This window comes from Phycisphaerales bacterium, from assembly GCA_029268515.1.
Classification (GTDB): domain Bacteria; phylum Planctomycetota; class Phycisphaerae; order Phycisphaerales; family SM1A02; genus JAQWNP01.
Genome location: JAQWNP010000020.1, coordinates 91,609 through 113,160 on the forward strand (window position 1 = coordinate 91,609; position 21,552 = coordinate 113,160).

The 21,552-nt window shown below is 50.4% G+C and carries 16 protein-coding genes and 1 rRNA gene; 12 read left to right on the forward strand and 5 right to left on the reverse strand.

Features of this window, described 5'->3' with window-relative positions:
• Nucleotides 1-69: 69 nt before the first annotated feature.
• Nucleotides 70-1,479 carry an NADP-specific glutamate dehydrogenase gene (gene gdhA, locus P8J86_13150; GenBank protein MDG2055638.1) on the reverse strand — a complete coding sequence of 470 codons (1,410 nt, stop codon included), beginning with the start codon at nt 1,477-1,479 and terminating at the stop codon, nt 70-72.
• 230 nt (nt 1,480-1,709) lie between these two features.
• On the opposite strand from gdhA, the gene tyrA reads away from it, so the two are divergent.
• Entirely contained in the window at nt 1,710-2,873 is a 1,164-nt protein-coding gene (tyrA, locus tag P8J86_13155; protein ID MDG2055639.1) for a bifunctional chorismate mutase/prephenate dehydrogenase, read from the forward strand.
• Here the strand turns inward: tyrA and P8J86_13160 are convergent.
• From P8J86_13160 to P8J86_13170, 3 genes are read right to left on the reverse strand one after another with little or no spacing between them, the layout of a single operon-like run.
• Entirely contained in the window at nt 2,870-6,670 is a 3,801-nt protein-coding gene (locus tag P8J86_13160) for a hydantoinase B/oxoprolinase family protein (GenBank protein MDG2055640.1), read from the reverse strand. The two genes, tyrA and P8J86_13160, sit on opposite strands and share 4 nt — an antisense overlap.
• Before the next feature lie 18 nt (nt 6,671-6,688).
• Nucleotides 6,689-7,477: a M90 family metallopeptidase gene (locus P8J86_13165; GenBank protein ID MDG2055641.1), complete on the reverse strand. Its 789-nt coding sequence runs from the start codon at nt 7,475-7,477 to the stop codon at nt 6,689-6,691.
• A 24-nt stretch (nt 7,478-7,501) separates the two neighbouring features.
• Nucleotides 7,502-7,756 (reverse strand): hypothetical protein, encoded by a 255-nt coding sequence (locus tag P8J86_13170; protein ID MDG2055642.1) that lies wholly within the window; start codon nt 7,754-7,756, stop codon nt 7,502-7,504.
• A gap of 258 nt (nt 7,757-8,014) precedes the next feature.
• Here P8J86_13170 and P8J86_13175 point away from each other — a divergent pair, with 258 nt between their 5' ends.
• The 11 genes from P8J86_13175 to P8J86_13225 are packed head-to-tail and all read left to right on the forward strand — an operon-like array spanning nt 8,015 to nt 20,967.
• Nucleotides 8,015-9,013, forward strand: a complete 999-nt coding sequence (locus P8J86_13175) for a MoxR family ATPase (protein ID MDG2055643.1) — start codon at nt 8,015-8,017, stop codon at nt 9,011-9,013.
• A gap of 26 nt (nt 9,014-9,039) precedes the next feature.
• Complete coding sequence (locus P8J86_13180; protein MDG2055644.1) at nt 9,040-9,921, forward strand: DUF58 domain-containing protein; 882 nt, start codon at nt 9,040-9,042, stop codon at nt 9,919-9,921.
• Nucleotides 9,918-10,973 carry a hypothetical protein gene (locus P8J86_13185; protein MDG2055645.1) on the forward strand — a complete coding sequence of 352 codons (1,056 nt, stop codon included), beginning with the start codon at nt 9,918-9,920 and terminating at the stop codon, nt 10,971-10,973. Before P8J86_13180 ends, P8J86_13185 begins: the two co-directional genes overlap by 4 nt.
• Nucleotides 10,973-12,079, forward strand: coding sequence for a VWA domain-containing protein (locus P8J86_13190; GenBank protein ID MDG2055646.1), 1,107 nt, complete (start codon nt 10,973-10,975; stop codon nt 12,077-12,079). The genes P8J86_13185 and P8J86_13190 overlap by 1 nt, the downstream gene beginning before the upstream one ends.
• Before the next feature lie 18 nt (nt 12,080-12,097).
• The gene (locus tag P8J86_13195; protein MDG2055647.1) at nt 12,098-13,138 is read left to right on the forward strand and encodes a VWA domain-containing protein; all 1,041 of its coding nucleotides are present in this window, start codon (nt 12,098-12,100) and stop codon (nt 13,136-13,138) included.
• On the forward strand, nt 13,135-14,811 hold the full coding sequence (locus tag P8J86_13200; GenBank protein ID MDG2055648.1) for a hypothetical protein: 1,677 nt from the start codon (nt 13,135-13,137) through the stop codon (nt 14,809-14,811). Before P8J86_13195 ends, P8J86_13200 begins: the two co-directional genes overlap by 4 nt.
• A gap of 2 nt (nt 14,812-14,813) precedes the next feature.
• Nucleotides 14,814-16,649, forward strand: a complete 1,836-nt coding sequence (locus P8J86_13205; protein ID MDG2055649.1) for a BatD family protein — start codon at nt 14,814-14,816, stop codon at nt 16,647-16,649.
• Nucleotides 16,646-17,533: a hypothetical protein gene (locus tag P8J86_13210; GenBank protein ID MDG2055650.1), complete on the forward strand. Its 888-nt coding sequence runs from the start codon at nt 16,646-16,648 to the stop codon at nt 17,531-17,533. The genes P8J86_13205 and P8J86_13210 overlap by 4 nt, the downstream gene beginning before the upstream one ends.
• Before the next feature lie 39 nt (nt 17,534-17,572).
• A complete protein-coding gene (locus P8J86_13215) occupies nt 17,573-19,009 on the forward strand; it encodes a circularly permuted type 2 ATP-grasp protein (protein ID MDG2055651.1) in 1,437 nt (478 codons plus the stop codon).
• Nucleotides 19,006-19,971 carry an alpha-E domain-containing protein gene (locus P8J86_13220; protein ID MDG2055652.1) on the forward strand — a complete coding sequence of 322 codons (966 nt, stop codon included), beginning with the start codon at nt 19,006-19,008 and terminating at the stop codon, nt 19,969-19,971. Before P8J86_13215 ends, P8J86_13220 begins: the two co-directional genes overlap by 4 nt.
• 18 nt (nt 19,972-19,989) lie before the next feature.
• Entirely contained in the window at nt 19,990-20,967 is a 978-nt protein-coding gene (locus tag P8J86_13225; protein MDG2055653.1) for a transglutaminase family protein, read from the forward strand.
• A gap of 350 nt (nt 20,968-21,317) precedes the next feature.
• Here the strand turns inward: P8J86_13225 and P8J86_13230 are convergent.
• Nucleotides 21,318-21,552: ribosomal RNA gene (locus P8J86_13230) — 16S ribosomal RNA — on the reverse strand; the annotation flags it as partial.

The following is a 21,552-nucleotide window of genomic DNA, read 5'->3' on the forward strand; positions in this document are numbered from 1 at the left end:
CGCACACTCCCCATCAAACGCGATGCGTAGAGTGCCAACAAAATGGTGTCCTGGCTGGATACTGCGTAACTAGACAACACCTTGTGCCAACATCGCCTTTGCGACCTTCAAATATCCAGCAATGTTTGCACCATGCCGCGTATCGCCTGAACATCCATAAGTCTCAGCTGCATCAACACACTGATTATGAATATTCTTCATGATGTCCTTTAGTTTGCTATCGACTTCAGCACGACTCCACGACATTCGCTGAGAACCCTGAGCCATTTCAAGTGCTGACACTGCGACACCACCAGCGTTTGCCGCTTTTGCTGGCCCATACAGCATTCCACTTTCAATACAGAGGTGTTGACCACCTGCGTTGGTGGGCATATTGGCGCCTTCAGCAATCAAGATTGTGCCGTTCTCAATCATATTTGTGACATCTTTTTCATTGATCTCATTTTGCGTCGCACATGGCAATGCACATTGAGAAGGAACGCTCCATAGTGGGTTGTGGTCTAAAGCGCGATCTGTCTCTGTGTAAACCGCCTTCGGATAAGCATCAACGTATTCACGAATACGACCTCTGCGATTATTTTTAAGGTCCATGACAAAGTCGAGCTTCTCGCGATCAATACCAGCCTCGTCATAGATAAACCCACCGGAGTCAGACAAGGTCACGACCTTGCCACCAAGCTCAATGATCTTCTCTGTGGCATATTGAGCAACATTACCAGAGCCTGAAACCACGCATGTCTTACCTTTTATCTGTTCACCACGTGTATTGAGTTGCTCAGCAACAAAGTAAACCAAACCGTAGCCAGTGGCTTCAGGACGTATCAGGCTTCCGCCCCATTCCAGGGATCGCCCAGTGAGAACGGCTGTAAATTCATTCCGAATACGCTTGTACTGGCCGAACATGTATCCGATCTCACGACCACCAACACCGATATCACCGGCAGGCACGTCGGTATCTGGACCAATGTGACGACAAAGCTCTGTCATAAAGCTCTGACAAAAACGCATCACCTCATTATCAGAGCGTCCCTTTGGATCAAAGTTACTACCACCCTTACCGCCGCCAATGGGCTGGCCGGTCAGCGCGTTCTTAAAGATCTGCTCAAAACCGAGGAACTTAAGAATGCTCAAGTTCACCGAAGGGTGAAAACGTAAGCCACCCTTATATGGGCCAATGGCGGAGTTAAACTGCACCCGATAGCCACGGTTGACCTGGATCTCACCTTTATCATCAAGCCATGGCACGCGGAACATAATGACCCGTTCAGGTTCAACAATTCGCTCCATGATCCTGGCCTTGGAAAACTCTGGATGACGATCAACCGTTAGCTCCAACGATTCCAATATCTCTTCAACAGCCTGGTGAAATTCAGGCTCCTGTGGAGATCTCAGACGTACTTCAGTCATTTTTGCTTCGACAAAGGCACTTTCATGTGTCTGGGTATTCGTACGTTCTTGGGCTAGTTCTTCCACCACCATGGGTCACAATCCTTCTTATGCAACATCGATATTCGCCCTTCCAGCACCACGCTGGGGGACGGTGTAAGTCGGTATCATACAGAACCAAAGGTCCAAAGGTTCACTAGTTCGGCTCAATTCAAAACCCCTCTAGTTGCCCCCCAAATAGACGCCCTGGCCCAGTGCCATCTATACCGAAGAAAAGTCCCTTTTTTGAACCTACCCGCTGAAAATCACCGTAGATAGTTCCCATGAAACCTGAATCAAAAGATGACGCTCGCCAACCTCGGCCACTGCCGGTCCTTCGGGAAATGATTGATGCTGTGGATCATCAGATTCTGGAGCTCATGGCTCAACGCAACAAAATTGTCAATGAGGTCGCCCGTTTCAAGCGTACCAATGCCGTGCGGATTCGCGACTTTAGACGTGAACGGGAACTGCTTTCCGACCGCCGCAACCGCGCCACCGACCTGGGTATCAATCCTGATGTCGCAGAGAGTTTATGGCGACTTGTGCTTTGGGCCAGTCGTGATCGCCAAGCAGCGCTAAGAGCAGAGGTTCCACCCAATTTGGAAGGGCGCACTATTGCAGTCATCGGTGGGAACGGCGCTATGGGGCGGTGCTTTGCTGGCCTCTTCCAAGATCTTGGCAGCAAAGTCATGGTTGTCGATCAAGATACAAAGCTCAAGGCCGCAGAAGCTGCGGCCTGCGCTGATGCGGTACTGATTAGCGTCCCTATTGATGCCACACTTGACGTCATTGCAGAAGTGGGCCCACACCTACGAAAAGAGTCATTGCTCTTTGATCTGACCTCTATCAAGAAGGCGCCTGTCGAAGCAATGCTTGCATCTTCGTCAGCAAACATTATTGGCACCCACCCACTGTTTGGACCGAGTGTTCACTCACTACAGGGACAGCGTATTGCGCTCACACCAGCTCGACTTCATCCTGATTCAGATTGGCTGCAATGGCTCACACAGGTCCTTGAAGCTCGTGGCATGCAGATTATTAATACGACGCCAGAGCGTCATGATCATGTGATGGCCATCGTGCAAGTGCTCACACACTTCTCAACCGAGGTACTGGGCGCCACTATGTCCAAACTGGGCTTTGACCTCAAAGAGACGGTCGCATTTACCTCACCTGTCTATCTCATGGATTTGTATCTCACCGCTCGACACTTTGCGCAAGACGCAAGTTTGTATGCAAGCATTCAGCATTCCAATAGCTCAACAGAGGAAATTACTGGTGTCTTTGCAAAGGTCGCAACTGATCTCAACAACATTGCATCGAATCGTGACGAAGTAGCATTCAACGCTATGTTCGACCAGGTGCGCAGCTTCTTTGGTGATTTCACAGACGAAGCGCTTGAACAATCAAGTTTCTTAATCGATCGACTTGTCGAACGAACCTAAGGCGACTCCTTTGGATTCCCCCATCCGCCGCCGCCTGGAGTCTGCAACACAAGCACATCGCCAGTATCGACCTCGGCACCATCCACCGAGTTAAGATCAACGCGGCCCCCCGCAGCGCGTTCAATCCACTGTTGCCCCACGGCGCCATCGCCTCCACCTTTGAGTCCAAAGGGAGATACGATCCGATGTTGCGTCACCATTGAGACACTCAACGGGCTCAAGAAACGTATCCGACGCTCTACGCCATCACCACCACGCCAATGCCCAGCGCCACCCGAGCCAGTTCGAATAGCAAACCGCTCTAGTTGCACCGGATATCGCAACTCAAAAATCTCTGGGTCAGTCATTTGTGTATTGGTCATATGAGAGTGCACACCAGAGGCCCCATCGAAACCACTGTTCGCACCTGTCCCCCCGCAAATCGTCTCGTAGTAACCAAATTCTTCGTTACCGAATAAAAGATTGTTACACGTTCCTTGACTACAAGCAGACAACTCCAAAGCCTTCAGAATCGTGTCCACCAAACGTTGAGATGTTTCAACATTGCCGCCGACCACAGCGGGCGCCTTTGCAGGATCCATATCAAAGCTTGGATTCAGCATGCCTTCTGGAATGATCATTTCCACTGGACGCATAAGACCGTCATTCAAAGGGATTCTTCGGTCAACCAACAATCGCAACGCATAGATGACTGTGGCTCGAACAATCGCAGGCGTTGCATTAAGGTTCCCGGGATGAACTGCTCCAGAACCCGTGAAGTCAAATCTTGCCTCGCTACCAGTAATATCAATGGTGACTTGCAGCGGCGTCCCATCATCCAACTGCTCACATGCAGTTCGCCTCCCATCGGGCAGTGCCCCAATCGCTTCCCTCGCTAGACGCTCAGCATAAGATTGAAGCTGTGACATCTGATTGGCAATCTGCTCAGCACCATGGTCTTGTATTAATCGCTCCAGTCCAATGCGACCTCGTTCATTCGCTGCAATCATGGCTTCTAGATCAGCAATATTGTCACCAAGACCGCGCGTTGGCCATGGCCCGCTGGTGAGCTGGGTGACGACTTTGGCCCGGTCAAAGGCACCACCTTGAACAATCAGCTGCGGCGGAAAAACCACGCCCTCCTCAATAAGACTTGTTGCATCAGGCGGCATCGAACCAGGGCGAGAACCGCCAATCTCGGCATGATGGGCACGACTTGCCACAAATCCACATGTGTTGCCATGTTCATCGAAGACACCCGTAATCACCGTCAAATCAGGTAAGTGTGAACCACCAAAGGCAGGATGATTGGTAAGGGCCACATCACCTGGCTTGAGTTCAAGCTCTTCCAAAACACGTTGCACACATACACCGAGCGAGCCCAGGTGCACTGGCAGATGCGGCGCATTGACGACAAGTTGTCCTTCTTGGTCAAGCACTGTGCAAGAGTAGTCCAGTCTTTCCTTCACATTGACAGAAATGGCGCAGCGTTGCAGCACCTGCCCCATCTCAAGCGCCACTGCTGCAAATGCATCCGCAAAAAGCTCTACCTCACCAGCACTCGCTTGCACGAAAGCAGTGGTATTTTCCTGCCCATTTTTGAACACTGCCCGAATCGTCCCATCACTCCCCAAGACTGCATCCCAGTGCTGTTCTACGATAAAAGTGGTTTGTCCCTCACAGATCATCGCTGGGCCAACAACACAATCGCCTGTGCTCAAATGACTGCGTAGATAGACAGGCATATCTAACCACGAGCCTTCAGAACGAACACGCCTTGTTTCTGTTTGGCACACCGCCTTACGAAGCACTTCGAATGAGACTGGATCAGCTGCTTCTGCAATGGTCCCGACTGAAACCCTCAGAGACTCAACTTCAAGCTGTCGATCTGGCGGTTGATAACCATACAACTCCTTAAAGCGATCGGCGAAGCCCTGAACAACATCCATATCACTGGTGTATTCAACCGCAATCGTGGTCTCTTGACCAGACAAACGCATGCCAAGAATCTGTCGCCTCACTTTTGTAACAACATTGGCACCCTCTTCGCTCTCAATCTGTTGACGGGCGTCATTTTCCAAAGCCGTCAAATAAGACTCCAGTTTCGGTTCTACATCAGCCCACGGCTGGATCACCTGCCGATGACCAAACCGCTCGATCACGCTGGAAGAAAGCCCCTGCGCGCTCAATACTGAAGCAGCACCAGGCACGAATACAGTTGTCATGCCCAGTCGCCGAGCCACAGCGCAAGCATGTTGAGGCCCAGCGCCACCAAAAGCGATCAACGCATAGTTCGCAGGATCATATCCTTGCCGTGCAGATACTTGTGAGATGGCATCTGCCACACGCTGATCCGCAATCGCCAGCAATGCATCTAACATTGCTTCTTGTGAGTTCGATTCAAGACGAGTGCCAATCTGTGCTTGCAACCCTGCCAACTCCACCACGGCAGGCTCTGAAACAACCGGAATCTCCATTGCATCAATGTCGAGTCGACCGGACAAGAGATTGACATCAGTCAACGTCAACGGACCACCTCGTCCATAGCATGCCGGGCCAGGATCACTACCACTACTGCGCGGGCCAACAGTCAGGCGCTGATCAACCACATCACAAATAGAACCACCACCAGCAGCCACCGTTTCAATATCAATTGCAGTTGTCGCTAACGAAATGCCGCCAATATTTTGCTCGTATCGGTAAGAATAACCCCCATCAAATCGAGCCACGTCAGTACTCGTACCGCCCATATCAAATCCGATGAAGCGATCACAACCACATCGCCTTCCAATAGCGGCTGCACCAGCAACACCAGCGGCAGGGCCACTAAGCAAACTATCACGAGCGTTGTAGTGTGACGCTGCCACAAGACCACCAGCACTGGTCATGGCCTTGAGACTAGTCTCCTTACCAGATGGACTCATTAATGTCCGCCCGACATCATCGAGGTATTGGCTGACGATCGGTGTCAAACATGCATCCACAACAGCGCCTTGGGCCCGAGGCACTATTTTGATTGATGGCGATAGCACGCTTGAAAGTGTGACGGAACGAAAACCAATTTCATACAAGATGTCAGATACCGCTCGCTCATGCGCATCATTACGATAAGCATGAAGAAATGCCACCGCAGCAACTTCAATACCACGATCGAGTACCTGCTGCGCATCAATGCGAAGTTGCTGCTCATCTAAGGGACAAAGTTCATTGCCTTGTGCATCCATCCGCTGATTAACTTCTACAGTGGACTGATGAACAGGCTTGGGTTTACGAACCACTCGCGCAAAGATATCTGGACGCTGCTGTGTTCCAATTTCAAGTAGATCACCGAACCCCCTGGTCACAAAGAGAGCGACAGGCGCTACCGCTCGCTCAAGTAGCGCATTGGTACCACGTGTTGTTGCTATTCGCATCGCAATTGATGGAAGTTGCTCTTGAAGCCCAGTGCCAGTGGCTAAGCGAGCTGCTAAAATAGGGGCTGGCTCCCCACCGCTGAGCTCTATTGGTTGGGGAAACGTCAACTCAGAAGGCCAGGGCGCGTCTAGGGTGAGTTCGCCATGGACAAGATCATGCCCAACAACACGTGACTCTACTCGTTGACCAAGAATACTCAACGTATATCCAACCAGAGAAGCATTACTCATCCAGGTTGACTTGACGACAATGCAGTTGGGGTGCTTTTGTTGAGTCGCCACCCCACGCAGCACACCAGAACTCAGTACCTTGATCACACGCTGGCTGCCGTCAGAGCCATTCGCAACACAATCAGTGAAAGTGCCCCCAGTATCGACCGAGATTTCCCAAGAATCTGCGATCATTACAACGCCTCCCCGCCACTAAGAACGATGCCAAGCAACGCGCTTAAAACGCTCCGCTGTATCCTGCCCATAGTAAACACGCATGACGTCGTATAAATCTGAATGCTGGCTCTGCATCGCAATTGGATTAAAGAAAAACGCTTCTGTGCATACCGCAAAAAACTCGCCCACATTCGTAGCGCCATAGGGCCGCAAGACTGTCTGGCGCCCCTGTTCTACTGCTCTGCATAATTGTTGGAACGCTTCAGTCATGACTTGATGCCAACGCTGATAATCTTCTTTTTTTCGCTGCGGCGGTGTTCCATCAACATACCCAGACAGCATATCAAGCTTATGCGCAAACTCATGGATCACCAAATTATGACCCGTGCCTAAATGCTGGCCATTCTGTTTCGCATCTGCCCATGACAAAACCACGGGACCACGAAACCAAGCCTCACCTAAATTACTTGAGGAATCTGATGTTGGGCCTTGCGACCACATATCACGCTGTTGCTGGACATAAGCGCCGGGATAAACCAAAATTGACTGAACGTTGGGAAAAAAGTCGTGTTCCATTCCAAGTAACAAAAGAGCCGCTTGAGCTGCAATCGTGACTTGAACTTCTTCATTGATGGCCTGCCCTCCGCAAGCTTCCCAATACTTTTCAGCGATAATCACTTGCGCCATGCCTCTCAAACGCTGGCGTTCATCAGCATCCAGAAGACGATCGTAGATAAAGTTGTGTCGAATAATTCGCTCAAACGAATCTGAGACGGGCTGAGAAGCCTGCTTGCGGCGACGTGATTTTTGAGAGAAGAAAGGCATACTGAATCAGATTGAAGAGTTGGCTTAGTCAGTGTCATCCATCGCAGTGACAGTGTAGGCATCACCTTCCAAACGCAATCTCACACGCTGCCCGATTTTCTGATCAGCCATCCAATCACCCCAGACTGGCCACATTCGAGTTTGTCCATCCTCACCAACGACATGGGCCGTGATGACGGGAGGATTGATGTCCTCCGCAATGGTTGTCTCGGATTCCTTGACCTTCGGCCACTGAAGTCGCTGGAGGGTACCTGTCATTTCTTCTGGTGTTTCTGCCATGATCTCAGTGTATCTCGATCATGGCTTGGACGGGAAGGCCTGTTTGCCATTACTGCCTCCAATATGGACATTTATGGATCAAAAATGCTCCTTTTCTGCCCATAAAAGGTCTGCAACGGCAATACAGAACTCGTTGTCTGAACCGATAATGGATAGGCTGCGTAACGAGCGAAGGGTTCCTATGCCAAGTCATGAGCATCACCCCAAGCCAACACTGATTTTTAGTCCATCAGGCCACTAATTAGAGAGCACCGATCGATGACCGCAACTTCCTCCGACATCCAACAAATATCACAGCAAGTCCAAGCTGCCAGCCAGCCTTTTCAACAACTTAGAAACCACATCCACCAAGTGGTTGTGGGCCAGGATGATCTCCTGACGAAGATGATGATTGGCATGCTTGCGAATGGTCACCTATTAATTGAAGGCGTTCCTGGCTTGGCAAAAACGCTTGCCGTTTCATGCTTAGCTAAGGGTGTTGATACAGGATTTCAACGCATTCAATTTACGCCAGATCTTCTGCCAGCCGACCTCATTGGCACGCTCATCTATCGACCAAACGATTCAGAGTTTGTTGTCAACAAGGGACCAATTTTTTCAAATATCATCCTGGCCGACGAAATCAACCGCGCCCCAGCAAAAGTCCAAAGTGCTTTGCTGGAAGCAATGCAAGAGCGACAGGTGACCATCGGGAAAGACACTTTTCCTCTACCTGATCCATTTCTTGTGCTTGCGACTCAGAATCCAATTGAGCAAGAAGGCACCTATCCGCTCCCAGAAGCTCAGGTAGACCGCTTCATGCTCAAAGTTGTTGTTGACTATCCGACTCAAGATCAGGAACGCAAGATCTTAGACCGCATGGCTTCAACAGAACCAGCCACTGATATCACGCCGGTCATGGAACCATCCACGATTGCTTCGGCCCGTCGTATCGTTGATCAGATCTATATGGACAAACAAGTCGGCGACTACATTGTCAGCTTGATTATGGCCACGAGAAACCCCGAGACAATCAATGCCGAACTCGCCGAATTGATTGACTACGGTGCTTCTCCCCGTGCAACAATTTGTCTGGCCCTCTGTGCCAAAGCCAATGCCTTCCTCGATGGACGTGGCTACGTGGTACCTCAAGATGTCAAAGACATCGCCATGGATGTCTTACGTCACCGCGTACTGCCCACCTATGAAGCTGAGGCCGAAAACAAGACCTCCGTCGAATTAGTCCAGACCATTCTCGATCACGTCCCAGTTCCCTAAACCGCTAATACCCCACGAGTTTTCTGATGATTCCTGCTGAGCTCATCAAGAAAGTACGCCGGATCGAAATCCGGACCTCTCATATTGTCAACGATGCCCTGGCGGGTAAGTACCACTCTGCCTTTAAGGGTCGTGGCATGGAATTCGAAGAGGTCCGGCAGTACCAGATCGGCGACGACATACGCACCATTGACTGGAATGTCTCTGCGCGCATGAATGACCCTCATGTGAAAGTCTTCCATGAGGAAAGAGAGCTGACTGTGATGCTACTGGTTGATCTCAGCCGCTCTCAACAGTTTGGAACAGAGGAGCAGTTCAAACGTGAACTTGTTGCGGAACTATCTGCGACGCTCGCATTCAGCGCTATCAAAAACAACGACAAAGTAGGCCTGATCTGCTTCACTGATCAGATCGAGAAGTTCGTGCCACCTCGCAAGGGTCCAAAGCATGTCCTACGTGTCATTCGCGAACTACTCGCCATTGAGCCCAAAGGCCGTGGCACAGACCTCAGCCTGGCACTGGACTATCTCAATCGCATTCAAAAACGAAAGGCCGTCGTCTTTCTGATCAGCGACTTCCAAGACGTCGCATATGAAACACCTTTAAAAATCGCTCGGCGGCGCCACGATCTTATTCCTGTCATTATCTCAGATCGACATGAACAAGAACTCCCAAATGTGGGCCTGATTGAACTCAAGGACAATGAAACTGGCCAACAAATTCTTGTCGACACTTCGAGCAAGACTGTTCGCGATAGGTTTCAGGAGATGGCCAGAAAACACAAAGAACACCGCGACCACTGGCTGCGTTCCAATCGCATGGATGGAATCCACTTGCATACCGGGGAACAATTAGTGGAACCTTTAGCTCGATATTTCAAACGCAGAGAAGCACGACTCGAACGATGACTTTTTCTAGACAAACAAAACAACTTGAGATGCCTTGTTATGTGCTTTGCGCCATCACTTTTGTCATTTTATCAATCGTTGTTTCGTCTGGATTTGCTTCCAATCGACAGGTTGTCACACAAACTCAGACCACAACATCGCAGGACGACACTGGCAAGATCACATTGTCATTGCTCACACCCAGCGTACCTGTTTCTGCAGGCCAGCCTTTTAACGTCATTGTCACAGCGATCGCGCCACCAAACACACGCCTCTTGTTTCCTGAACTTGGCGAACAGGTGGGCGCCTTCAATCTATTGGAGATAGAACGCCAACCCGACATACCCACTGACAATGGCCGACAATTTCGATGGAAACTCCTTCTCGACAGTCTGGAGCCAGGCCAACAAGAATTACCGGCGTTCGCGATAGAAATCCGCACCGTTGAAGGTGAGGAGGATGGATCTGTCTCAACCTCCCCCGTCACACTGACAGTCAATACAAGCCTTAGCACAATACCAGAAGAAGCTGAACTTCAAGATATTAGAGGACCAATCGACATCTCGTTGAGCAAGCCGTGGCCCTGGTGGGCCTGGCTCATCATTGGCTGCAGTGTTGCGATCGCAATCATTGCATTCCTGTTGATTCTGGCAAATCGCCGAACCGAGGAAGCAGCACTTCCAGTTGCTCAACTTTTACCCGCTGACATTGAAGCAATGGCAGCTATAGACAAGCTTGAATCAGAACAACTACTGAACAGCGCCAGATTTCACATTTTCTATACACGCCTAAGCACCATCGTGCGCCGTTACATCGAACGACGATTCAGTGTCATGGCACCAGAGCGCACCACAGATGAGTTTCTACGCGAGATTCGCCATCAAGCCATTTTATCCGGCGCTCAAAAAGATGCTCTTGAAAGTTTCTTAAGAGCCGCTGATATGGTGAAATTTGCAAAGCACGAGCCACTTCCACAAGAAGGAAACGCAGCACTCTTGGGGGCTCGTCAATTTGTGGAACAGACCAGACCACATGAGCTTGATGAATCCGATCAGATTCAGGAGGTGGCATAATGTCTGACCTCGGCTTTGATGCCTACTCAGTTTGGTATCTCCTTCTGCTGCTGCTGATTCCAGTACTTTGGTGGTGGTGGCTGCAGCCTCGCAAGCGAACAACAATCAGCTATTCATCAATCTCTATTCTGAGCAAGATGCCGCGAACCTGGGTTGTCAAAACGCGGTGGATTATTCCCACGCTTCGCACTGCCGTGTTGGTGCTTCTCATTGTGGCCCTGGCTCGTCCTCAAAAAGCAGATGCCCATCGTGCAGTCCATGCTGAAGGCGTGGCCATCGAGATGGTCATCGACCGTTCAGGCTCGATGCGTGCGGATGACTTTGTCATCAATCGGCAACGCGTCACACGACTGGAAGCAGCCAAAGCAGTCGCCGAAGACTTTATTCTTGGCGTTGATGAACTCCAGGGCCGCCCTCATGATCTGATAGGAATTATTACCTTTGCCAAGTACGCAGATTCACTGGCTGCAATGACCTTTGACCATCGTTTCTTGAGTGAAAAACTGGTGGCCTTGAAACCACTGGCACCGCGCGATGAAGAAAGCGCAACAGCCATCGGTGATGCCGTTGCTCTTGCCGTCGAAAGACTTGCGAGCCTTGAAACAAGCCGCGAGATGAACACTGACAAAAAAGTCACCTCCAAGGTCATCATTCTGTTGACAGACGGCGAAGACAATGCCAGTGAGATTGGACCACTCAAAGCTGCAGAAATGGCGGCAGCGTATGACATCAAGCTCTACACCATCGGCATTGGCACTGATCGTGGAGAAGTTCCGGTCGTTGAGCGTGATGCCTTTGGACGCACAAGAGAGGTCCGTATGCGTGTGGAGCCCGTAGACGAAAAGCTTCTCACTGAGATGTCTGAAATGACAGGTGGACAGTATTTTCGAGCATTCAACACTGATTCTCTTGTCGAAATCTACTCGACGATCGATGACCTCGAAAAGAGCGAGCTCTTTGAAGAGCAGTTTGTTGAACAAAGTGAGCTCGCAGTTGAGCATGTTCGTTTTGGCTCACTGTCAATTCCACCCCTCATACTGGCCGCACTGATTCTACTCCTTATCGAAACAACCCTTGCAACAACACGCTATCGAATCCTTCCTTAATCAAGATCTATCTATCCTATGTTTGACGGCATCGAATTCATTTCCTTGGCAAAACTGAACTGGCTCTGGGCTGTACTTTTTGCGTTGATCCTGATCATCATTGCATTCAAGCAACGCCATCGAGCCCTTTCTCGCTTCGCGTCACGCCGCTTAGAGCGACCATTAACTGCTTTCACGAGTCTTGGCCGCCGTCGCTGGAAGGCGGGACTCCTCATTGCCAGTATGGTTTTTCTGGTTGCCGCACTTATTGACCCACGCTGGGGCACGCGTTATCAAGAGGTGGAACAGCGTGGCATCGACTTATATGTGCTGCTAGATATATCCAAATCGATGCTTGCCGAAGACGTCAAACCCAATCGCCTCGATCGAGCCAAACACTACATTTCAGATCTTCTTGAATCAACTCATGGCGATCGCGTGGGTTTGATTACATTTGCGGGCGTTTCCCAAATTAAGACACCCCTGACCATTGACTATCGTGCCATTCGAACGGCGCTTGAAGATGTCAGGCCGCAATCGGTGACGCAAGGTGGCTCCAAGCTGGGAGATGCCATTCGCTTGGCTGCAGATTCATTCACCGATGACATCCAAGACTTCAAGGCCATACTCGTACTTTCCGATGGTGAAGACATGGATAGCTTCCCTGTGGAAGCAGCTGCCTCAGCATTTCAGGACCAAGGCGTCCGTGTGTTTACGGTCGGCCTTGGCGATCAGGCACAAGGATCGCGAATCCCAATCTCTATGGGCGGGAATACGATCTACCTGACCTATCAGGGAGAAGAGGTCTGGTCACGGATGGATCCCAACATGCTGACCCAAGTCGCCATGGCCGCTGACGGACGTTTCTATGATGTTGGTGTCAGCAATGTTGATCTCGGCGAGGTCTACAAAACTTCTTTGGCCCCCACTGCAGGCCGCGTCTATCAATCTGAACGGCTCGAGCGGGCTATTCCTCGCTACCAGTGGTTCGTTGGCATTGGCCTGCTGCTCCTGTTCATCCAGTCTTTTCTTGGCGAGCGACGAAGCAAACCATCAAAGCATGCGGAGCTCATGGCATGATCACCCATCTTTCCATACCAGTCTTGGCAACTTACTTGGCGCTGGCGGCACCGGTAGCGCCAATCTCTTCGGAATCAGCTTCAACGACGCAAGAACTTCCTTCACCGAGCGCGTTAGTGGCTGAGGCTCAGGCGGCAATGGATTCAGAAGACTTTGCCCGAGCTGCCGACGCTTATCAACAAGCACAAAATCAACTGACGAATGAGCTCGATGCACCGCTCGCTGAACTCGCATATGACCAAGCTGTTGCGGCTTATCGCATGGGTGACTTCGAACGTGCGGCTCGTGCATTTGGACAGGCAATGGGACTGACGCAACAACCCGAACTACTTGCTGATGCCGCCTACAATCTGGGCAATGCCCGCTACCAAGAAGCAATACAGACGCTTCAGGCTCCGCAGCAAGGCGATGAACCTATTTCCGACCAGCGCCCAATCAAACAGATTGATATGGCAGTAAAGCAGCTTAACGAAGCGATGAATCGCTACCGACAAACACTGCGGACCGACCCCAAACAAGCTGACGCATTAGCAAACACAGAGCTGACCTGGCGCACCATTCAAGAACTGGAAAAAATCAAGGAACAGCTCAAGCAACAACAGCAGCAGAATCAAGATCAACAGCAGAATCAAGATCAACAGCAGAATCAAGACCAACAGCAGAATCAAGATCAGCAGCAGAACCAAGATCAGCAGCAGAATCTTGATGAACTCATGGATCAGCTCGAAGAACAGCTTGAGCAAGATGAGCAGCAGCAAGATCAGCAGCAGCAAGATCAGCAGCAGCAAGATCAGCAGCAGCAAGGCGAGCAGCAGCAAGATCAACAACAGCAAGGCGAGCAGCAGCAAGATCAACAACAGCAAGGCGAGCAGCAGCAAGATCAACAACAGCAAGGCGAGCAGCAGCAAGATCAACAACAGCAAGGCGAGCAGCAGCAAGATCAGCAGCAGCAAGGCGAGCAACAGCAAGATCAGCAGCAGCAAGGCGAGCAACAGCAAGGCGAGCAGCAGCAAGATCAGCAACAGCAAGGCGAGCAGCAGCAAGATCAACAGCAGCAAGATCAGCAACAGCAAGATCAGCAACAGCAAGGCGAGCAGCAGCAAGATCAACAGCAGCAAGATCAGCAACAGCAAGGCGAGCAGCAGCAAGATCAACAACAGCAAGATGAGCAGCAGCAAGATGAGCAGCAGCAAGGCGAGCAGCAGCAAGATCAGCAGCAACTAGATCTCGATCGACTGGAAGAGTTACTAGACCAATTGAAGTCACAATTGGAGCAGCAGCAACAAGAAGAACAGACATCGGAACAACAACAGACCAACCAAAATGCTGAGAATCTGCTTAACCAAATGCTCGATGCATTGGAAAACCAGCAGACGCCGCAGTCCAAAGAACTTCAAGACAAGATCCGTGACCTCCTTGAGCAATTGCAAGATCTCAATCAAGAACCGGAAGAGCAACCAGAACAACCACAAGAGCAGACCGAGCAGCAAGATCAGCAGGAGCAACAAGAACCATCAGAATCCGAGGCAGAGCCTTCGGGTACTGAGGGAGAAATGACAGAGGAAGAAGCATCTCGACTCTTGCAACAGGTCAGAGATCAGCAAAAGCAACGGCGAGAAGAGATGGAACGCCGACGAGCCAGAGACTATGTACCAACATCCAAGGACTGGTAGCAATGAAACAAGCAACTAGAAACAACAACTTACGCGCCGGCTCACTCCTTGCCTTGATCGCTGCGCTTTTCGTCAGTGCTGTCTCACAAGCGCAGCCGATGACGATTGATGTACTTCCACGTGGCTATGTGGGAGTTCCCTTGCCGGTCAAAGTTCGATTGGATTACACACAGAGCTATCAAAGACCAATCGCACCCACTGATATCAAGGGGGCCACCCTCACAGAGCAAGCTGGCACCAGCCAAGGCTTCGAGATGATGTTCGGACAATCAAGTCGTTGGATTGAGTACAGGTGGCTCCTCACGCCTGAAAAGGAAGGCCTCTTGATTGTCCCCTCCTTTGTCGCGACCGTGGACTCAAAAGAAGTTAAGACCAAAATGACTTCGATTCAGATCGTATCGCCAGGCATTAGTGACATTGCGGTGATGGAAGTGACTGCTGATCCCGAAACAGCTTATGTTGGACAACCAATAAAACTCACATTGAATTTGCTGATCGCACCTTTTGAATACCAGACCCGACGTGGCTTGCAGCAATTGTCTTCAACTGCCACTTTCAATCAAATACAAAATTCCAGTCAATGGGGCATCTTTACAGCGTCTATTGAACGCCTTCTTTCAGCTGGACGGGTACCAAGTGATTGGGGCCGACTTATCAAACGCACCAACGACAAAGGTGAATTCGAGACGTTCTACCGCTACCCCTTCGAAACCACCTTTATTCCAGACAAACAGGGGCAACTTGATATTGGTGAACTACGACTGGTGATCAATTACCCCCGTGGCGTAACCCAAGACTTTTGGGGCGCGATCGTACCATCATCAACCACTCCAGAAATCATTACGGCAGATGTACCTTCTATCGACATAAAGTCGCCTCCGCGGGAAGGGCGAGTTCCTGGTTACACCGGCGCTGTTGGGCAATATGCCTTTCGCATGAGTGCACAACCTCTTGATGTGGCAGTCGGCGATCCAATTACACTCACAATGAAAATCACTGACCTCTCTGCCTCGCAGAGTGATCTAGATAGATTGCAACCACCAGATCTAGCGAGCATTCAATCACTGACAAAAAACTTCAAGGTGCCAGACGAACTTCCCGCTGGAACGATCCAGGGCCAAAGCAAAATTTTCACCCAGACGATTCGCGCCACATCAAAGAATGTCACTGAGATTCCTGCGATCCCTTTTACGTACTTCGATCCTGCGGAAGAGCAGTATGAATCATCTCGATCAACGCCGATAGCAATTTCTGTCAAACCGGCCACTTCACTGACACTTCAGGATATTGTCGGTAACAACGCTAATGATATGACGCCTTTACAAAGTCTCAGCGAGCAGTCAGAGGGCATTGGGCACAACTATACCGGGCCAGATTTATTGACCGTTCAATCAACACCCATTGCATGGATTTTCTACCTCGCACTGTTGTGCCCACCATTGCTCTTTGCGGTCGCTGCCAGCACACAGGCCCATCGCAGTCGACTTGCCAAGGATCCATCGCTTGCTCGCCGTCGCACTGCACTTCGCCGCGCCATGGCTGCCCTCAATGAGGCGAAGCGACTTGACGACCAACATCGCCCCGAAGCTATTGCCATCGCATTGCGTATCTACATCGCCGATCGGCTTGGTATTCCCGAAGGTGGCCTCACTGGAAATGAGGCAGCCGCACAACTTCTCGCGGCCGGAGCAACGCCTCAGAGCGTCACGATGGTCACCAATGTCTTTGCGGCAACTGAACAAAGTCGTTACGCAGGACAGACATCAACCCATTCTTCTGATCTCATCACCGATGCAAAATCAGCAATCAATGCGATTGAACAGGAGTCTCTCAAATGAAGATTCCACAACTTTTCAACACATCACGTAAGTGCACCACTCTTGTATTGGTGTTTCTATTTTCTCTTGGCATGGGGCACACCAGATTAGATGCTGCTGATGTAGAGCGACTCGACACGAAGCAGATGCTCACTGTGCTCAACGAGGCTGAGGCTGCCTATAGCAAAGCGATCGCAGAGAAGCGAACGGACCCGACAGCTGCTGCAGATTCATTTACTCGAGCAGCTGATCGCTTTGAGCTGCTTATTGATGCTGGCGTTGTCAATGGCAAATTGCTCTACGATCTTGGAAACACCTATTTTCAAATGGACGATCTTGGAAAAGCAATCTTAAACTATCGCCGTGCAGAACTACTACTTGGCAACGATGCCAATCTTGAATACAACCTGGAACAAGCCCGAAATGCGGTGACGAGCCAACTGCCGCGCCACGATGCTGATGTACTTTACGAGCGGCTACTTTTCTGGCACCACAACTTTTCATTCTCACTCAGGCTCACAATCTTTGCCATTTGCTGGATTGCCTTATGGGCGGTGCTCTATGTATGCCTCAGACGACCAGTCGCTTATTGGAATTATTGGGCCGGCTGCTGCTTTACAATTGCACTGCTGTTTGGAGCCTCGCTCGCCTACGATCTTTACGCCACACCAGGCAGCGACCAAGGGGTCATTCTCAGCGACGATATCGTGGTTCGAAAAGGTGACTCCGAGGGATATGAGCCCAAATTCAATGAACAGCTCAATGCAGGTGTTGAGTTCGATCTCCTGGAGAGCCGGCCCAATTGGCTGCATATTGAATTGACCGATGGACAGTCTGGATGGATTCCTGCGACTGATGCCGCCATGATCTCGATGGTTTTTCCGAGCAACCAAAAAACAACCTAACCATGCAGTCTCGCCCAGGCAGTGCTACACTGACTCACCATGGAATGGACGCACGCGCGGCTAGGGTATGACGAAGCATTTGACGCCAAAGGCCAGGTACGCCCTGCTTACCATGACCTCATCGCAACCCTAGAGACACTACCTCCCGACGAGCTGCGTCGCCGCGAGCAATTGCAACGCGTCAGCCTGATCAATCAGGGAATCACTTTCACGGTGTACGGGCAAGAGGAAGGCGTTGAACGGATTTTTCCGTTCGACTTTGTCCCACGTATCGTTACTTCTTCAGAATGGAAACATGTCGAACGTGGACTGATTCAGCGCGTCACGGCGCTCAATCTCTTCCTCACAGATATCTACGGCGACCAGAAGTGCCTTCGTGATGGCATTGTTCCATACGAACTCATATTCCGATCAGGCGAGTACTGCCGGCAACTTGTTGGCACACGACCAAGGCATGATGTCTTCACGCACATCATTGGTACCGATTTACTGCGCGATGAAAAAGGCACTTTCACTGTGCTTGAGGACAACTGCCGCTGCCCCAGTGGTGTCTCGTATGTGCTCGAAAATCGCAACTTGCTCTCTCGCGTATTCCCCGAGTTCTTCGAGAAACACGCCGTTCTTCCGGTAGATCGCTACCCTCAATTACTTCGAGAAGCCTTGACGCATGCCGCACCTCGCGGCAGACAAGATCCTGTGGTCGCCATTCTGACACCTGGGCTACACAACTCAGCCTACTTTGAACACTCTTTTTTAGCACGAGAAATGGGTGTCGCCCTGGTTGAAGGCCGTGACCTGATTGTTGAAGACGACCAAGTCTTCATGCGTACAACACGAGGGAAACAGAGAGTTGATGTCATCTATCGTCGTATTGATGACGCCTTCATCGACCCTGTGGTATTTGATCGCAAAAGTATCCTGGGTGTGCCAGGCCTTGTCCATGCATATCAAACCGGAAATGTAACAATCGTCAACGCGCCCGGATCGGGCATTGCCGACAACAAAGCAATCTATCCATATATTCCAGACATTGTCCGTTACTACATGGACGAGGAAATCATTCTTCCACAGGTTAAAACCTGGGTCGGAAATCGCCGCCATGAAGCCGATTACATTCGGCAGAACATGAAAGATCTTGTTGTCAAACTCACCGACGGCGCAGGCGGCTATGGCATGCTGGTTGGCCCCGCTGCAACCAAAGAGGAAATTAGTCTATTCAAGGAAAGCTTTGATGCTCGACCTGAGCACTACATCGCGCAGCCTCTGATCGAGTTTTCACAACATCCAACCCACATCAATGACAACTTTGAACCACGGCGCGTCGATTTGCGACCTTTCATTTTGTATGGCGAGACAATAAAAGTCTTACCAGGAGGCCTCACGCGCGTGGCTATGGAAGCTGGTTCTTATGTCGTCAACTCATCACAAGGTGGCGGCAGTAAAGATACTTGGGTCCTTGCGGAGCAGCCATCATGAGAGGCATGCTTGCACGGGCAGCAGAGAATATCTACTGGCTTGGACGATACCTGGAACGTGCTGGAAACATGACCCGCTTCCTGCTGGTCACTGAGCAACTGAGTGTCGAACTAAGAGGCCTGGCCCCGGGCTTAGCTCGAAGCTTGTGGATGGATCTACCGAAGGTATACCCAGGCGCTATCGTCATTGTTGATCCTGAATCCGCGACAGAAGAAGTCGCGAAAGCCCATCTACGTTCTTTTCTGCTGGCAACTGATAATCAACTATCGATTGCTGCTTCCCTTCGAAGTGCACGTGAAAATGCCCGCGTCGTGCGAGAAAATCTCACTCGCGAATCATTTGAACAACTGAATCAGACCTACCATCGCATCCAGACACTGACCAACCAGCCACTCGATACAACAATGGCTCTCTGTGATGTCATCAAAGAGGTCCAGATGCAGATCTTCGGCGTAAGTGGTGCTGTCGATCGCACCTTTGCCCGCAATGAGGGTTGGTCTTTTTTTAATCTGGGAACAATGGTTGAGCGGGCCTACCGAACACTCAAGCTACTCGAGACCAAAATTCCCAAGCTCATTGATGAGCCCGCAGCTATTGAACTCCCAATCTACTACGCTCACCTACGTAGCATGCTTCGAACCGTTGCATCATGGGAAAACTACCGACATGTCTTTGGACTTGATCTCGATGCACTGCAAGTTCTTCGATTTCTCTTGTTTGATCAGTACACTCCCTCTTCCGTTCGAGCCTGTGTTCATGCACTACAACAAAATCTCATCTCTCTGAGCGATTCTGAGCTGATGACTGTTCCATCCCGTATGCTCGGAAAACTTTCTGCCAAACTCATGTATGAAGAGCACGAGATCATGGCTGAAGAAAAGCTCGACCACACCTGCCGTGATCTTGCCTCTAGCTTGATGGAAGTTCACGAGTCCATTTCACGACTCTACTTTTCTGTTTAAAAAGGAATCTTTCAATCCGTGTTGCTTGAGATTGAACATCACATGTGCTTCAGTTATGACCGATTCGTACGTGAATCTCATATGGAGCTTCGCATTGAACCGCGATCACAGGCTCAGCAAACCTTGCACGAGTTCAGCCTCGCAGTCGGCCCACCTACCAGAATTACCCGCCATGAAGACTGGATGGGTAATACCGTGCACTGGTTTTCGATCACTGATTACCACAAGCGAATTGAGTTACTCATTCGTTCTGTCGTTGAAGTTCATCCGGCAAACATATTCGCAGATATCAACGATCCGCTGCCCATGGAAGAGCTTCATAACCGCGAACAGATGACGCTCTATGACTTCACGCTTTTTTCCGGACCAATTATTGATACACCAGCATTACGAGATTTTCATAAACAGCTCAAATTACCTGAATGCAAGACGCTTGGCACACTCGTCACGCAACTCGGCAACGGCCTACACAGCCAATTGACTTATCAACAAAATGTAAGCAACTATGCATCTACAACTCAAGATCTTTTGGATACCGGCGCCGGCGTTTGCCAGGACTTTGCCCATCTTGCCTTAGCGCTCTTTCGACTTAGTGGTGTGCCATGTCGATATGTCAGTGGTTATTTGCATATAGACCAACAATCTGAAACACCATCCCAGTCACATGCTTGGATGGAGTTCTTTTCGCCATCAAAAGGATGGATCGCTTTTGATCCAACCCATAATGTATTCCCCAATGACTGCTATGCCACCGTTGCTTATGGCCGCAACTACAATGACGTGCCGCCAAACAAGGGCATCTTCCAGGGCAATGCTAGTGAAACTCTTGAGGCTCATGTCGTCACCCGACCCGCAGTTAGAACTGAATCAGTTCAGCTCCGCCAAGAGACCTATCTAGATCTCCCTGTCTATCAAGAGATCCCTGAAAGTGATCGATCGAAAAACCAACATAGCGCTGGTGAATCAGCCGCTTCGCAACAACAGCAACAACAATAAATGCCGAGGCGTTCACGTTATTTGATAATCGACTAATCAGCACATCCTAAGAGCTGGAAAAAATGCTCACCATGTCCTACTGGGACTCACCAAGGACACAAAAAAACGCCACTCCGTTCGGAGTGGCGTTTTCATTTTGTTTTGATCTCATCAGAATGCCGGATGGCACCCTGAAAAGTAAACAGCCAAATTGCTTTCCCTACATTTTGCAATGTAAGTATCCATCAAAGATGGACTCGGTTGTGCTGACTTGCCCGGTGCAGATTGCTCTGCCATCGATCGGGGTTGCCTTCCATTCCCAATTGAATGGTCGGATCCGATTGACAACCGGGTCTAAGGAAATCCCTTAGAAAGGAGGTGATCCAGCCGCAGGTTCCCCTACGGCTACCTTGTTACGACTTAGTCCCAGTCACCAGTCTTGCCGTGGGCACCACTGAATTGTGGCGACTTCGGGCACTACCAGCTTCCATGACTTGACGGGCGGTGTGTACAAGGCTCAGGAACGTATTCACCGGGGCGTAGCTGATCCCCGATTACTAGCGATTCCAACTTCATGCAGGCGAGTTGCAGCCTGCAATCCGAACT

Bases quoted from the DNA above. Each gene is read 5' to 3' on its own strand.
- gdhA (MDG2055638.1), bottom strand. From the start codon at position 1,479: ATGGTGGTGGAAGAACTAGCCCAAGAACGTACGAATACCCAGACACAT.
- P8J86_13210 (MDG2055650.1), top strand. From the start codon at position 16,646: ATGAAGATTCCACAACTTTTCAACACATCACGTAAGTGCACCACTCTT.
- P8J86_13205 (MDG2055649.1), top strand. From the start codon at position 14,814: ATGAAACAAGCAACTAGAAACAACAACTTACGCGCCGGCTCACTCCTT.
- P8J86_13165 (MDG2055641.1), bottom strand. From the start codon at position 7,477: ATGCCTTTCTTCTCTCAAAAATCACGTCGCCGCAAGCAGGCTTCTCAG.
- P8J86_13175 (MDG2055643.1), top strand. From the start codon at position 8,015: ATGACCGCAACTTCCTCCGACATCCAACAAATATCACAGCAAGTCCAA.
- tyrA (MDG2055639.1), top strand. From the start codon at position 1,710: ATGAAACCTGAATCAAAAGATGACGCTCGCCAACCTCGGCCACTGCCG.
- P8J86_13195 (MDG2055647.1), top strand. From the start codon at position 12,098: ATGTTTGACGGCATCGAATTCATTTCCTTGGCAAAACTGAACTGGCTC.
- P8J86_13160 (MDG2055640.1), bottom strand. From the start codon at position 6,670: ATGATCGCAGATTCTTGGGAAATCTCGGTCGATACTGGGGGCACTTTC.
- P8J86_13170 (MDG2055642.1), bottom strand. From the start codon at position 7,756: ATGGCAGAAACACCAGAAGAAATGACAGGTACCCTCCAGCGACTTCAG.
- P8J86_13180 (MDG2055644.1), top strand. From the start codon at position 9,040: ATGATTCCTGCTGAGCTCATCAAGAAAGTACGCCGGATCGAAATCCGG.
- P8J86_13200 (MDG2055648.1), top strand. From the start codon at position 13,135: ATGATCACCCATCTTTCCATACCAGTCTTGGCAACTTACTTGGCGCTG.
- P8J86_13185 (MDG2055645.1), top strand. From the start codon at position 9,918: ATGACTTTTTCTAGACAAACAAAACAACTTGAGATGCCTTGTTATGTG.
- P8J86_13190 (MDG2055646.1), top strand. From the start codon at position 10,973: ATGTCTGACCTCGGCTTTGATGCCTACTCAGTTTGGTATCTCCTTCTG.
- P8J86_13215 (MDG2055651.1), top strand. From the start codon at position 17,573: ATGGAATGGACGCACGCGCGGCTAGGGTATGACGAAGCATTTGACGCC.
- P8J86_13220 (MDG2055652.1), top strand. From the start codon at position 19,006: ATGAGAGGCATGCTTGCACGGGCAGCAGAGAATATCTACTGGCTTGGA.